At 41.5% G+C, this 12,737-nt stretch carries 12 protein-coding genes; 3 read left to right on the top strand and 9 right to left on the bottom strand.

The genetic code is table 11. From position 1 onward, the window contains the following. The first annotated feature begins 66 nt into the window (after positions 1–66). Entirely contained in the window at positions 67–327 is a 261-nt protein-coding gene (gene ubiK, locus AN214_RS01435; protein WP_010561639.1) for a ubiquinone biosynthesis accessory factor UbiK, read from the top strand. 8 nt (positions 328–335) lie between these two features. On the opposite strand, the gene AN214_RS01440 is transcribed toward ubiK, so the two are convergent. From AN214_RS01440 to ilvG, 8 genes are all read right to left on the bottom strand, one after another. Beyond that, complete coding sequence (locus tag AN214_RS01440; RefSeq protein ID WP_054978110.1) at positions 336–1,109, bottom strand: ABC transporter substrate-binding protein; 774 nt, start codon at positions 1,107–1,109, stop codon at positions 336–338. Further along, positions 1,060–1,710 (bottom strand): carbonate dehydratase, encoded by a 651-nt coding sequence (gene can, locus AN214_RS01445; RefSeq protein WP_054978111.1) that lies wholly within the window; start codon positions 1,708–1,710, stop codon positions 1,060–1,062. Before can ends, AN214_RS01440 begins: the two co-directional genes overlap by 50 nt. A gap of 24 nt (positions 1,711–1,734) precedes the next feature. Continuing rightward, positions 1,735–2,910 (bottom strand): methyltransferase, encoded by a 1,176-nt coding sequence (locus AN214_RS01450; protein WP_054978112.1) that lies wholly within the window; start codon positions 2,908–2,910, stop codon positions 1,735–1,737. A gap of 106 nt (positions 2,911–3,016) precedes the next feature. Continuing rightward, positions 3,017–4,564: a threonine ammonia-lyase, biosynthetic gene (ilvA, locus tag AN214_RS01455; protein WP_054978113.1), complete on the bottom strand. Its 1,548-nt coding sequence runs from the start codon at positions 4,562–4,564 to the stop codon at positions 3,017–3,019. Then, on the bottom strand, positions 4,564–6,420 hold the full coding sequence (gene ilvD / locus AN214_RS01460) for a dihydroxy-acid dehydratase (RefSeq protein ID WP_054978114.1): 1,857 nt from the start codon (positions 6,418–6,420) through the stop codon (positions 4,564–4,566). The genes ilvA and ilvD overlap by 1 nt, the downstream gene beginning before the upstream one ends. Before the next feature lie 64 nt (positions 6,421–6,484). Next, entirely contained in the window at positions 6,485–7,399 is a 915-nt protein-coding gene (locus tag AN214_RS01465) for a branched-chain amino acid transaminase (RefSeq protein WP_010561633.1), read from the bottom strand. Between the two features lie 24 nt (positions 7,400–7,423). Further along, complete coding sequence (ilvM, locus tag AN214_RS01470; RefSeq protein WP_010561632.1) at positions 7,424–7,672, bottom strand: acetolactate synthase 2 small subunit; 249 nt, start codon at positions 7,670–7,672, stop codon at positions 7,424–7,426. Beyond that, a complete protein-coding gene (gene ilvG, locus AN214_RS01475; RefSeq protein WP_054978115.1) occupies positions 7,669–9,318 on the bottom strand; it encodes an acetolactate synthase 2 catalytic subunit in 1,650 nt (549 codons plus the stop codon). Before ilvG ends, ilvM begins: the two co-directional genes overlap by 4 nt. Positions 9,319–9,848: 530 nt before the next feature. On the opposite strand from ilvG, the gene AN214_RS01480 reads away from it, so the two are divergent. Both AN214_RS01480 and AN214_RS01485 read left to right on the top strand, forming a co-directional pair. Continuing rightward, on the top strand, positions 9,849–10,745 hold the full coding sequence (locus tag AN214_RS01480; RefSeq protein WP_054978116.1) for a TraB/GumN family protein: 897 nt from the start codon (positions 9,849–9,851) through the stop codon (positions 10,743–10,745). 91 nt (positions 10,746–10,836) lie between these two features. Further along, positions 10,837–11,457 carry a hypothetical protein gene (locus tag AN214_RS01485; RefSeq protein ID WP_054978117.1) on the top strand — a complete coding sequence of 207 codons (621 nt, stop codon included), beginning with the start codon at positions 10,837–10,839 and terminating at the stop codon, positions 11,455–11,457. A gap of 49 nt (positions 11,458–11,506) precedes the next feature. Here AN214_RS01485 and AN214_RS01490 read toward each other — a convergent pair whose 3' ends face one another. Further along, entirely contained in the window at positions 11,507–12,556 is a 1,050-nt protein-coding gene (locus tag AN214_RS01490; RefSeq protein ID WP_054978118.1) for an energy transducer TonB, read from the bottom strand. Positions 12,557–12,737 lie beyond the last annotated feature (181 nt).

Genomic DNA, 12,737 nt, shown 5'->3' on the forward strand with positions numbered 1-12,737 from the left:
GATTGTCTTTGCCTGCAAGCCCCGATGGGTTAAACTAAACACAGTTTTTATTACTAGAATTTGACTATGATTAACCCAGCGAAACTTGAAGAAATTGCCAAGCAAATTACTGAAAACATGCCACAAGGTGTTAAAAACTTAGCAGATACATTGGAAGGCAAAACAAAACAAGCTATTCAAAATAAATTAAGTGAAATGGATTTTGTTAGCCGTGAAGATTTTGAAGTACAAAGCCAAGTATTATTAAGAACACGTGAGAAATTGGCGATTTTAGAGCAACGTGTGAACGAGCTAGAAGCAAAGCTTGCCGATAAAGACGCAGAATAAAAAAGAAGCTAAAGCGCTTCTTTTTCCTGTGCTTTTAGTTTTGCTAACTCGCTGTTGAATGCGTCTAAAAACCAGCGGTGCTCTACTAAAAAATTATTTGAAAAGTAAACAGAGAAATTTCTGCTTGCTTCAATAATGCTTGCTATATTATCAAGGTTTTGCGAACGTTTCGATAATGCATGAACAAACACACTTTCCGATAAAAACACCGCATCTAGTCGGTCAGCCAACAGCATTTCAACTAGCGTATCCACATCATTACTTAGAGTTGCTATAGGATAATTATTATCTTGCAGCCAAACCTGCGTATTGGTGTTTAAAATAGTACCTATTTTTGCTTGTTCGCGAAATCCACTGTGTTTCACATCAATTACATTAGATGTTTTATAAAACCAGCTCCAATTATTAATGAGTACCGCATCGCTAATTTGTGCAATACGGTCGCGAAAACGGTTTTGCGTCGCTAAGAAAAAACCATCAACGTTGCCACTTCGCATTTCACGCAGCGCCACACCGTAATTTGCAACAAGTTCAAACTCGTAGTTCACTTCCAAGTTGTTAAGTACTTGCGTTACACGCACAATACCTTGCCCTGCAAGCTTTTTATTTTCATTTAAATAAATGTACGGTGGAAAATGCGGCACTGCAAAACGCAGTGTTATTTTTTGTTCTGTCGTTTGTGGTACAACTTGCTCGGCATAGGCATTATTAGCTGTTAACGCAAAATACGCACTAACGACTAAACACACCTTGAACGGCATTGTTATAAATTTTTGCCACATCGTTCGCCCCATTAATGCTGGTTTCTAAATCTCTAATATGGCCATCGGCCAACCCATAAATCCAGCCATGGACTTCTAATGCTTGCCCTCTTTCCCACGCATCCATCACGATATTTGTTTGGCACACATTCTTCACTTGCTCAATGACGTTTATTTCACATAAGCGATCAAACTTTTGCTGTTCACTAACAGAATTACTAAGTTGAGTCTCATACTTATCGCGCGCATCGACAACATGTCTTAGCCAATTATCGATTAAACCAAGTCGAATGCCGTCAAGAGCTGCTTTTACGCCACCACAGCCGTAGTGCCCTACAACCATAATGTGCTTAACTTTTAACACCTCTACTGCATATTGTAGTACAGACAAGCAGTTATGGTCGGTATGTACTACCATATTTGCCACATTTCTATGAACAAACAATTCGCCTGGTAATAAACCAACTATCTCATTAGCGGGTACACGGGAGTCGGCACAGCCGATCCATAAATATTCGGGGTTTTGTTGCATTGAAAGAATCTTAAAAAACTCAGGATCCCGATCCGTTGTTTCTTTTGCCCACGAGCGATTCTTGACAAAAAGATGCGCTAATTTATTCATCAGTGTTTGCGTTCCTGATAGTGTTTAGGCTTTTGCCTGAATTAGAATATTCCTTGGTGTGATTTGCTTTTCACAAAACTCACTGAGTGTAACGCGGTAGCCAAATTGCTCCAAATATAAAACGCGATCAAGTACTAACCAAAGCTCAATCAAACGCCTAAAACCATGGCGTACTAATTCTATGCGCTGCGTAATTTGACGTCGTAATTTGCCTTGCGCTAAATAAGCTGCGTAATCTATTTGTGCTGGTAAAGTGATGTTTTTTTGCTTGGCAGCCCACGTACAAAAATAGCTAAATTCACCGGTGAACAACGCTTTTTTGGCGGACGGCACCGGAAGGTAGCTATCTTTTTCAAGTACATCATCAAGCAAACAATCAAATGCTAAGCGCCATACGGTTTCAGTTTCGCGTAAACGTGAAATGCGCTTGCCTGAAGTAACTGTTTCTTGCAGCGCAAGTTTTAAATCACTGGCAGTAAAGGCAACCTGAGACTGCTTAGCAATATTGCTCATAGCTTCATACTGCTCAGATTGCTGAAATAAGTGATAACAACACGGTGAAATACTCATTAATTTAGTGCCTTTGGCAACACCATGTTTAATTAGTGCTTGGTGTAACCCGCCACAGGCATGAAGTGCCACTGCATGTTGTTCTTGCTGTAAATAATCTGCCGCACGTTCAGATAAAACATCCAATTCAGCCAGTTTAATATCTAAACCAAATTGCTGTGCCAACTGCTGCCCCTGCGCCACCAGTTGAGGCTGTATTTCTACGCTCTGTACCGGCACTTTGTGAGCAAAATGATATAACCGACCTAAATGCCCTTTTCCTGCACACCACTCCAGCAGGGGTAAGTTTTGCTCTGCGGTTTGCATCACAAAACTTTCTAATTGCGCAATTTTGCTGCCTTTTATGCCGTTTGTAAGCCAAAACGGAAATTCAGCTGTTTGCTTATTTGCGCTTGGCAATTGCAATAAGCTTTCAACATTAGCTAATTCAGGAATAAGATTTGCCAAGTAACGTTGCAACTCAACTTGATTGCTTTCAAGTTTTTCAACATCATCGTCAGATAACGCCAGCAGGATTTCCGTTAAATGCGGCCAAGGTATTTCGCGCGATGCAAACGCAACACATTGCCAATAGGCTTGTGTTTTAGTTAATAGCGTATCGATTGCGGTAAAAAGTGCGGTGTGAGACATCTTCAACACAAGCTAAATTTGAATAGCGCTATGATAGCAAATCTTGCTGTGATGTTCAGAATAGAAAATACCCCAATAATTGGGGCATTTAGGTAAGTTGTTTACGTTAGCTATTTGCTACCTGCGCGAGCTTTTGTGCTTTACTCGACAAAAACTGCAAATAGCACGGATTGTTTGTTTCTTCTTGATAAGCATAAGCTAAACGTTGTAAGTGCTCACTAAAGGCAGCGTTATCTTGTTCAGGCACTTCAAATGCAGCCAATACATTTCCGGTTGCGGCACCATGATTGCGATAGTGAAACAAGCTGATGTTCCAATTTGCACCTAAGGTATCAAGAAAACGCTCAAGCGCTCCTGGGTATTCAGGAAACTCAAAACGGAACAAGCGCTCTGATAGCTGCTCACCCGGTTTACCGCCAACCATATAACGCACATGCAATTTAGCAAGCTCGTTATTGGTCATATCAACAAAAGCATAGCCTTTTTCAGTCAACTCTTGTTTTAAGCTCACCAGTTCTGCTTCACCATTACGCAAGCCAACACCAACAAAAATTTCAGCATCGCCTGGACCTGTGTAACGGTAATTAAATTCCGTAATTGAGCGACCATTTAGTGCCTTACAGAAACTTTTAAAACTGCCTTTCTCTTCTTTAATAGTTACCGCTAAAAGTGCTTCGTTATGCTCACCTAGCGCAGTACGCTCTGCCACATAACGTAATCTATCAAAATTAAGGTTTGCACCTGATAAAATTGCCGCAAGGTTTTTACCTTTTGAACCCGTTTGTGCTACCCACTTTTTAAGCCCTGCGAGTGATAAACCGCCAGATGGTTCAGCGACAGCGCGGGTTGAGACAAAAATGTCCTGCATCGCGGCGCAAATTTCATCACTCGAAACGGTAATGACTTCATCACAGTATTTTTGTGCTAAGCGAAAGGTTTCTTTACCAATTATTTTAACTGCAACACCATCAGCAAAACTGCCTACGCGCTCAAGCTCCACGGGTTCACCTGCATCCATTGCAGCTTTTAAACAGGCACTATCTTCAGCTTCAACACCAATCACTTTTATATCTGGGCGCAGTGATTTTAAGTAAATCGACATACCTGCCAATAAGCCACCGCCGCCTACCGGAATAAACACCGCATCAAGTAATGGCAACTGCTGCATCAGTTCGCGCGCAATGGTACCTTGCCCGATGATCACATCTTTATCATCAAACGGTGGTACAAACACCGCGCCTTCTTTTTCAGCAATTTCTAATGCATAGCTATTCGCCGCATCAAAATGATGGCCATGTAAAATAACTTCGCCACCCAGATTGCGCACCGCATTTACTTTGATTTCCGGTGTCGTCACTGGCATTACAATGCGTGCTGTATGACCAAGGTGACTGGCACTAAGCGCCACACCCTGAGCATGGTTACCTGCCGATGCGGTAACTACTTGCGAGCCTTTTGGTAACTGCTTTAATTTGTTATACGCACCGCGTAATTTAAACGAATATACCGGCTGCTGATCTTCGCGCTTTAACCAAATATGATTGCCAAGTTTCTGCTCAAGGTTAGTAACCGGGCTGACCTCAGTTACTTTTGCCAAGGGCTCCATGTTGGCTTGGATAATAGCGCGAAAATAGTCGAGCTCTTGGGAGACCATTAACTGAGCTCCTCTAACTTTTTAAGGTCACGTACCGCGCCTTTATCCGCACTGGTTGCCAATAATGCATAGGCTTTTAATGCAGGCGTTACACTGCGTATACGATCCACTGGTTTATAGGCATCTTTACCGCGCGCTAATTGCTTTTCATGACGCGCGGCAAGTTCTTCATCGCTAACAATCATATCAATGCTGCGCTTGGTGATATCAATGACGATTTCATCGCCGTTTTCAACTAACGCGATTGCACCTTGGCTAGCAGCTTCAGGCGATGCGTGACCAATTGATAAACCCGAGGTACCACCCGAGAAACGACCATCCGTTAATAGGGCACAATCTTTATCTAATCCCATTGATTTTAGGTAACTTGTTGGATACAACATTTCTTGCATACCAGGGCCGCCTTTTGGCCCTTCGTAGCGGATGATAACCACATCCCCTTTTTCGATTTGACCACCTAAGATGCCGTCAACTGCGTCATCTTGGGATTCGAATACTTTCGCTGTGCCCTTAAATACCAACATACCGTCTGCAACACCGGCAGTTTTAACGATACAACCGTCTGGCGCAAGGTTGCCGTAAAGTACCGCTAAACCACCATCTTGACTAAACGCATGTTCAACACTGCGAATACAACCATTTTCACGGTCTAAGTCAAGTTCAGGCCAACGCGTTTCTTGGCTCATTGCTTTAGTGGTGCGAATACCTGCAGGGCCCGCTTTATAGAATTTTTGCGCAGCGCTATTGTCAGAATTGGTTGCATCCCACTTTTCAATTAATTCGCCTAAGGTGCCACCAGCCACATGGCCTGCATTTAGTTCTAACTTGCCTGCTTTACCAAGCTCGTTAAGAATACCCATGATGCCACCAGCGCGGTGCACATCTTCAATATGATATTCAGGTGTTGCTGGTGCTACTTTACATAAGAAAGGTGTTTGACGTGACAGCTGATCAATATGGGTCATATCAAAATCAACGCCCGCTTCTTGCGCTGCGCCGATGATATGTAACACGGTATTTGATGAACCACCCATTGCAATATCGAGTGTCATAGCATTCATAAACGCACTGCGATCGGCAATATTACGCGGTAATACTGAATCGTCTTCATCGCGATAATAACTGCGACATAAATCGACAATACGGCGACCTGCTTCCACATAGAGTTGTTTGCGGTCTTTGTGTGTTGCTAATGTTGTACCGTTACCAGGCAGCGCTAAACCAAGCGCTTCTAATAAACAGTTCATTGAGTTTGCAGTAAACATACCTGAGCACGAGCCACAAGTTGGGCAGGCGCTACGCTCAACTTGGTCTGAATCTTCATCACTTACCGATGGATCGGCACCTTTTACCATGGCATCAACTAAATCAAGCTTGATATCAATTTCAGCAAGGCGCGTTTTACCCGCTTCCATTGGTCCACCTGATACAAAAATCACTGGAATATTTAAACGAAGTGCAGCTAACAACATTCCTGGGGTGATTTTGTCGCAGTTTGAAATACACACCATGGCATCCGCACAGTGAGCATTAACCATGTATTCAACAGAGTCTGCAATTAGGTCACGTGAAGGCAATGAATACAGCATACCGCCATGACCCATAGCGATACCATCATCAATCGCAATAGTATTAAATTCGCGCGGAACACCGCCTGCATCACGAATGGTTTCAGCCATCATTTCACTTAGTTGATTTAAGTGAACATGACCCGGTACAAACTGGGTATATGAGTTCACTACAGCAACAATGGGTTTACCAAAGTCTTTATCTGTCATCCCTGTTGCACGCCAGAGTGCACGAGCACCAGCACGTTTACGACCTTCAGTTGTTGTTGCACTTCTTAATTTTGCCATGGTTTACCTCATTTTAGGGCTCTGCCCCATTCCTCATTCCCAATAAATATGTCGTGTTTTTCTATTATTCGTTGATTAGTGTTAACCAGCCATTTTCATCTTCTGTTTGGCCTTTCACTAAATCAAAATACGCTTGTTGTAATTGCTCGGTGATTTCACCGCGCTTACCTGTACCAATTTCAATTTGGTCTACGCTACGCACTGGTGTTACTTCTGCTGCTGTGCCTGTCATAAAGAACTCATCTGCAAGGTAAAGCGCTTCTCGCGAGATTGATTCTTCACGTACTTCAAAGCCCGCTTTTTTCGCAAGATACATCATGGTATCGCGTGTTAAACCCGGCAGAATTGCAGCGGTTGTTGGAGGCGTATAAATCACCCCGTTTTTAACAATAAATAGGTTTTCGCCAGCACCTTCACTAAGATAGCCATTTACATCAAGTGCGATACCTTCAACGTAACCATTACGTTTTGCTTCACCTGAAATTAGCTGCGATGACAAATAGTTACCACCTGCTTTTGCTGCTGTTGGCATGGTATTAGGTGCTAAACGGTTCCATGATGAAACACACGCATCAACGCCCGCTTCTAATGCGCCGTCACCTAAATACGTACCCCATTCCATTGCGGCAACGGCAACGTCTGCTTTATGTGATTTAGGATTTACGCCTAATCCCACATTGCCTAAAAACGCAAACGGACGTAGGTACGCATTTTTTAAACCGTTTTCACGTACTGCTGCTTTACACGCTTCATTAATTTCATCAGCTGTGTAAGGGATTTGCATACGGTAAATTTTTGCTGAATCAAATAAACGCTTGGTGTGATCTTGCAAACGGAAAATGGCTGGACCATTTGGCGTTTCGTATGCGCGTACACCTTCAAATACTGAGCTACCATAATGCAGTGCATGACTAAGTACGTGAGTAGTTGCTTGTTCTTGTGGAATAATTTTGCCGTTGAACCAAATTAAATCTGACATTCTGTAAAACCTTAAAAATAATAATTAGCTAGTTGCTGCTATCGATTGTTGTTCAAGTATTTCAACTTGGTTTACTTCAACTAACTTTTTTAATTGTTGTGTTAATAAATAAATAGGTCGGTCACTGTCTACCATCATATTTACAATATACTTTTCTTCGCTAGTCTCAATGTTCATTGAGGTTAAATTAAAACCTCGGTGGCGTGTTACACGTAAAAACCGCTCTAATGCGATACTTTGTTGTTTCACTTCGATTGATAAGTTGTGCTTCATTTTGCCACCTCAGTTAGCATTTGATCGTTCGCGGCGCCTGGCGGTACTAATGGCCAAACATTTTCTTTATCATCTATACACGCGTGAAGAATATAAGGGCCTTCACTCGCCACTAATTTATCTATCGCTTCATCGACTTGGTTTGCATGCGTGATGGTTTCACCCGGAATACCAAAAACAGCGGCTAATTGTACAAAATCAGGATTATCTGAAAGATTTGTTTCACTGTAGCGACCATCAAAGAAAAGTTGCTGCCACTGTCTAACCATACCTAAACGCTGGTTATCTAAAATAAGCAATTTTACGGGTAAGTTGTTACGGCGAATTGTGGCCAGCTCTTGAATGTTCATCATTATTGAACCATCGCCAGAAACGGTTAATACAAAGTCGTTAGGGCGCGCGATTTGCGCACCGATTGCGGCGGGTAAACCAAAGCCCATAGTGCCTGCACCGCCACTGCTTAAATGATTACTTGGATGTGAAAACGTCATGTGTTGCGCAACCCACATTTGGTGCTGACCAACATCGCAGCACACCACGCCATTACTTGGCATTAAACGGCTTAAGCGGTTTAATAAATAAGGGGCATATACTTTTTCACCAGGGTAGTCATAGCGCCATGCATATTGCTGTTGCATGTGACTGATATGCGCCAACCATTCTGGATTACTTTTGTGCGTCGCTAAATGCGGTAATGAATCTTTTAAATCAGCAACCAGTGAGGCATTAACTGGTTTACGCTTACCTACCTCAGCAGCATCAACATCTAAATGGATAACCTTAGCTTTACTGGCAAATTTAGCAAGGTTACCTGTTACACGGTCGTCAAAACGAGCACCAATACACACTAGCAAATCGCATTCTTGCACTGCTAAGTTAGCCGCTTGACCACCGTGCATGCCCAGCATTCCGAGGTTATAGGCATAATCAGGTGTCACAGACCCAAGCGCTTTTAATGTGCTTACAGCAGGCATATTAGTCGCTTTTAAGAATTGCATAAGCTCATCTTGTGCATCTGCCATTTGTACACCGCCACCCACATACGCCAGTGGTTTTTTCGCTTGGCTTAGTAATTCATTAGCTTTGGCTAGTTCCGATTGGCTCAATTCAGGTTTGTAGTCGTCTGCCGCAAGCCAAGGATGATAGTTAACAGCGCCCATTTGGATATCTTTTGGAATATCAACAAGCACGGGGCCAGGTCGGCCTGATTGCGCTAAATGCATCGCTTCTTGTAAAACCTCGGCTAAATCTTCAGCTCGTTCTACCATGTAGCTGTGTTTAGTACAGCTCAGTGACATACCTAACACATCGACTTCTTGAAAGGCATCTGAGCCAATCGCTGCGGTAGGTACTTGACCGGTAATTGCAAGCAGTGGTACAGAATCCATCATGGCATCGGCAAGTGCAGTGATAAGGTTTGTCGCGCCAGGGCCTGAAGTTGCAAAACAAACACCCAGTTTACCTGTGCTTCTTGCGTAACCAACAGCGGCAAAACCAGCGCCTTGTTCATGACGGGTTAGATAGTGAGTAACAGGCGAGCCATACAGCGCATCGTAAATTGGCATAATCGCACCACCAGGGTATCCAAATACCTCTTTCACGCCATGTTTGGCTAATAAATCGATTGTTAACTCTGCACCTGTCATTTTCTCTACCCTGTGATGTTTACTACTTGCTCATTTTCTTACTGCCAAAAAAAAAGCCCCCGGACTTTTCAGTTCGGGGGCTCTCTCAATGCTTAACTTTTGCTACAGCACTACGAAGCCCCCGCGGTAATAATAATCACCACGTTAATAATTAGGACTAGTACGTTTACTGTTTTAAACATCTGTGTAAGCAACCATAAATTCTTTACAAAAATAGCCAAGCGTTCGTCTGCTTGGCTTCTTTTTTATTAGTATCGTTTATGAGCAAAAAAGTCAATCAAGAAATCTATGCATTTTTAAATCAATAGAATTAACTAAAAACCAAGATAAGCATAAAAAAACGCATAAAAAGAATAAAAAATCCATTTTATACAATTTTAAAGATTATGTATGCTAAGACTAAAGCTTATTTGAATATCGCTTTATTTTTAAAAGTCTTATAACTTTTTTGTTAATCATTAAGCAAAGACTAATATTGCACTATCAAGTACACTGATACGCAAAATTAATTATTAACGCAAGGATCTGCAATGCGACTTTTCTTAATTACGCGAATACTGCTACTACCCATTTTATTACTCGGTTTAACTCAACCGGTATTTGCAAACAGCAATATCAACCCAAGCCTTTGGCAAATTGAAAAAAATGGCGTGACATCTTATTTAGTAGGAACCGTTCACCTGGGTGATCAGCAAATGGCGGGATTACCAAGCTACGTAAAAAGCGCGATTGAAAAAACCGATAAACTGGTTGTTGAGGTTGATCTATCTAAGGTGAACCCAATAGAACAGCAGCAAGTAATGATGAACTATATGATGCTGCCTGCAGGTAAAACATTACAGTCAGAGTTATCCGCTAAGAATTACAAAGCGCTAAGCAGTTATATGGCGAAGTTAGGCCTTGGTATGGAGCTTTTTCAGCAAATGCAGCCCTTTGCTGTAATGCTACAGATCACCCTAATGGAATACCAAAAAGCAGGTTATCAAGACTCCTTTGGTATCGACAAGCAAGTAATGAATGTCGCGCAACGTTTGCAAATTCCGATTATGCAACTTGAAACGCTAGAGCAACAAATGGGCATGTTTAAAGGATTTAGCAAACATAACAACAAAATGATTGAAGACGGTTTAAAAGAACTGGCTGATATGGATAAGTACTTTAATCGTCTGATTGGTAACTGGAAACGAGGCAACGATAGCGCACTTGAAAACTACTACCGCGAAACCTTTACGGGTGACAGCTACAGCGCGTTAACTGAAAAAGTACTGCTTACTGATCGCAATAACAACTGGGTAGATCAGTTAAAGGCTCCCCTAACCAAACAACCACATTTTATTGCTGTTGGCGCACTTCATTTATACGGTCCACAAGGTCTACTAAAGCTTCTCGAAAAGGAAGGATTTAAACTTTCGAAAAAAAATAAATAATTTTTTAAACCTTTTTAATTGATGCCTGCGTCTAACTAAATAACAAACAGTTAAAACTGATTAAGCGCAGTCATCAAAAGGAATAATCATCATGAAAAAATTAGCGTTAGCAATGACATTAATCGCCGCAAGTATCTCAACTAATCTTTATGCTGGTGATGAAAAACGTATTACTGAAACTCTTACATTAAACCAAGGCCAAAATCTTGAAATTGATTTCCCTGTGGGCAGCATCGAAATTATCACAGTAGATAGCAACGAGCTTAGCATTGAAATTGAAATTGAGGGCAAAGACGAAGGCTGGTTTTCAAAAAATCGTGATGTATCAAATGTAGAACTAAGTAAACGCGTTCGTGATAACCGTATTTCATTGGAAATTGACGAAGAAAACTTAAGTCAAGAGTGGGTTGTAAAAGTGCCAAAGCATGCAGCGATCGACATTGAAATTGGCGTTGGCAGCATTGATGTAGAAAAACTTGAAAACTCACTTGAAGCAGAAGTAGGTGTTGGTTCAATTCGTGTCGACACAGTACTTGATGACTTTAAGCGCATCGAACTATCAACAGGCGTTGGCGATACTAGCATTAAAGGCTTTAGTGGCGACTTAGAAAGCACACGTAATATTGTTAGCTCTGAAACACGTTATTCTGGCGCAGGCGATCACAGCATTGAAGCCGAAGTAGGTGTGGGTGATATCAAAGTGCGTAAATAAAATACGCAACAAGTAATAAAAAAGGCGCATTAAGCGCCTTTTTTATGATTTAGATTTTTTGTTCACCGTGAACATCGGCCAATGTAAACTGCGCATTGGTATCACCAAAAACATACACAGAACAACTTCCCCAAGACTCAGGAATTTGCCATTTATTGCCTGATTCAACCAAAAATTGTGAATGATGATTATCACAACGCACTTCAAGATTAGTTAAATTACCAACCACATTATCAATGATAAAAGCACTGCGTTCGAGCTGATAGCTCCAAAAATCACGCTTACCAATTTCGGCATCAATCACTAATGGCTTATCACTGGCTAAATAAGCGGTTATTTGATCGTAGTAAGGAATTAATTTCGCTACATTCGGGTTGTCAGAATAATGCGTTTGCAAGTTTTCAAATATTGATTTTGCATCACCATAAAGCTGCAATTCAACCGCAAGGCTAAACGCTCGTGCAGCAAAGGCACTGTACTGCTCTTCTTTTTGCAACTCGCGATATCCTAATACACTCTTAATTGCGTTAAGTTCGGCTTCGTTATCTTTTGACTGTTCTGCAATCAATGAGTGAAGAATTGCATAATACATATCTTCATAGGCATTCCAGCGCCCTTTTTCTTCAATTTTTTTAGCAATTTTTTTTGCATCTTCTAGTTTATTTTCTTCAAGATAACGATTTGCTAAACGATATTGCCTAAAGAACCACTTTGACGCACCTTTGGGGATGTTGCTTAATTTAAAATCCAACTGTACTTGATTTCGACATTGCTGAATTGGCTTACCATCTTTAGTGGCTGGTGAGTATTTCCACTTTTTGATTGAGCGCAGTGCATACTTTTCAAATGCCTCATTAGAGGAGTCTTCAACAATAATATTAGATGTTGAACCGTCTGGTTCGACTACAAAACTTAGTTGCACCCAACCTTCTTTGCCGTTACGCGCAGCATTAATTGGATATTTAGGCGGCACACGCTCAATTGCCTCAGCATTGACAATGGTATTTAAGTGAAGCTGTTCGGTTTTGTTTGCTAAATCAGATGTATCAGCTGCACTCAAAGCACTTGCAGACAGCGTTATAAGCGGTAATAGAATCATTATCTAAGTCCTTTTATATTCGTGGCGTTCACCAACTCTTTACGTCTATGTTCAAATATTGCGCTGAGAAAATGACATACTAAATAAGGCGGAATTTATCTGATAGTGCTACGTCACATCGATAATTTAGGCTTAGTTAGCATTGCTTTTAGCGCACTAGAATAATAACAATTACAGTGAG

The sequence above is a fragment of the Pseudoalteromonas sp. P1-9 genome (genome assembly GCF_001399975.1).
Taxonomy (GTDB): Bacteria; Pseudomonadota; Gammaproteobacteria; order Enterobacterales; family Alteromonadaceae; genus Pseudoalteromonas.

What these genes read in the sequence shown, in the direction of transcription:
- AN214_RS01450 (WP_054978112.1), bottom strand. Translation starts at nt 2,910, where the DNA reads ATGTCTCACACCGCACTTTTTACCGCAATCGATACGCTATTAACTAAA.
- ilvD (WP_054978114.1), bottom strand. Translation starts at nt 6,420, where the DNA reads ATGGCAAAATTAAGAAGTGCAACAACAACTGAAGGTCGTAAACGTGCT.
- AN214_RS01490 (WP_054978118.1), bottom strand. Translation starts at nt 12,556, where the DNA reads ATGATTCTATTACCGCTTATAACGCTGTCTGCAAGTGCTTTGAGTGCA.
- ilvG (WP_054978115.1), bottom strand. Translation starts at nt 9,318, where the DNA reads ATGACAGGTGCAGAGTTAACAATCGATTTATTAGCCAAACATGGCGTG.
- ubiK (WP_010561639.1), top strand. Translation starts at nt 67, where the DNA reads ATGATTAACCCAGCGAAACTTGAAGAAATTGCCAAGCAAATTACTGAA.
- AN214_RS01465 (WP_010561633.1), bottom strand. Translation starts at nt 7,399, where the DNA reads ATGTCAGATTTAATTTGGTTCAACGGCAAAATTATTCCACAAGAACAA.
- AN214_RS01480 (WP_054978116.1), top strand. Translation starts at nt 9,849, where the DNA reads ATGCGACTTTTCTTAATTACGCGAATACTGCTACTACCCATTTTATTA.
- AN214_RS01485 (WP_054978117.1), top strand. Translation starts at nt 10,837, where the DNA reads ATGAAAAAATTAGCGTTAGCAATGACATTAATCGCCGCAAGTATCTCA.
- ilvA (WP_054978113.1), bottom strand. Translation starts at nt 4,564, where the DNA reads ATGGTCTCCCAAGAGCTCGACTATTTTCGCGCTATTATCCAAGCCAAC.
- AN214_RS01440 (WP_054978110.1), bottom strand. Translation starts at nt 1,109, where the DNA reads ATGTGGCAAAAATTTATAACAATGCCGTTCAAGGTGTGTTTAGTCGTT.
- ilvM (WP_010561632.1), bottom strand. Translation starts at nt 7,672, where the DNA reads ATGAAGCACAACTTATCAATCGAAGTGAAACAACAAAGTATCGCATTA.
- can (WP_054978111.1), bottom strand. Translation starts at nt 1,710, where the DNA reads ATGAATAAATTAGCGCATCTTTTTGTCAAGAATCGCTCGTGGGCAAAA.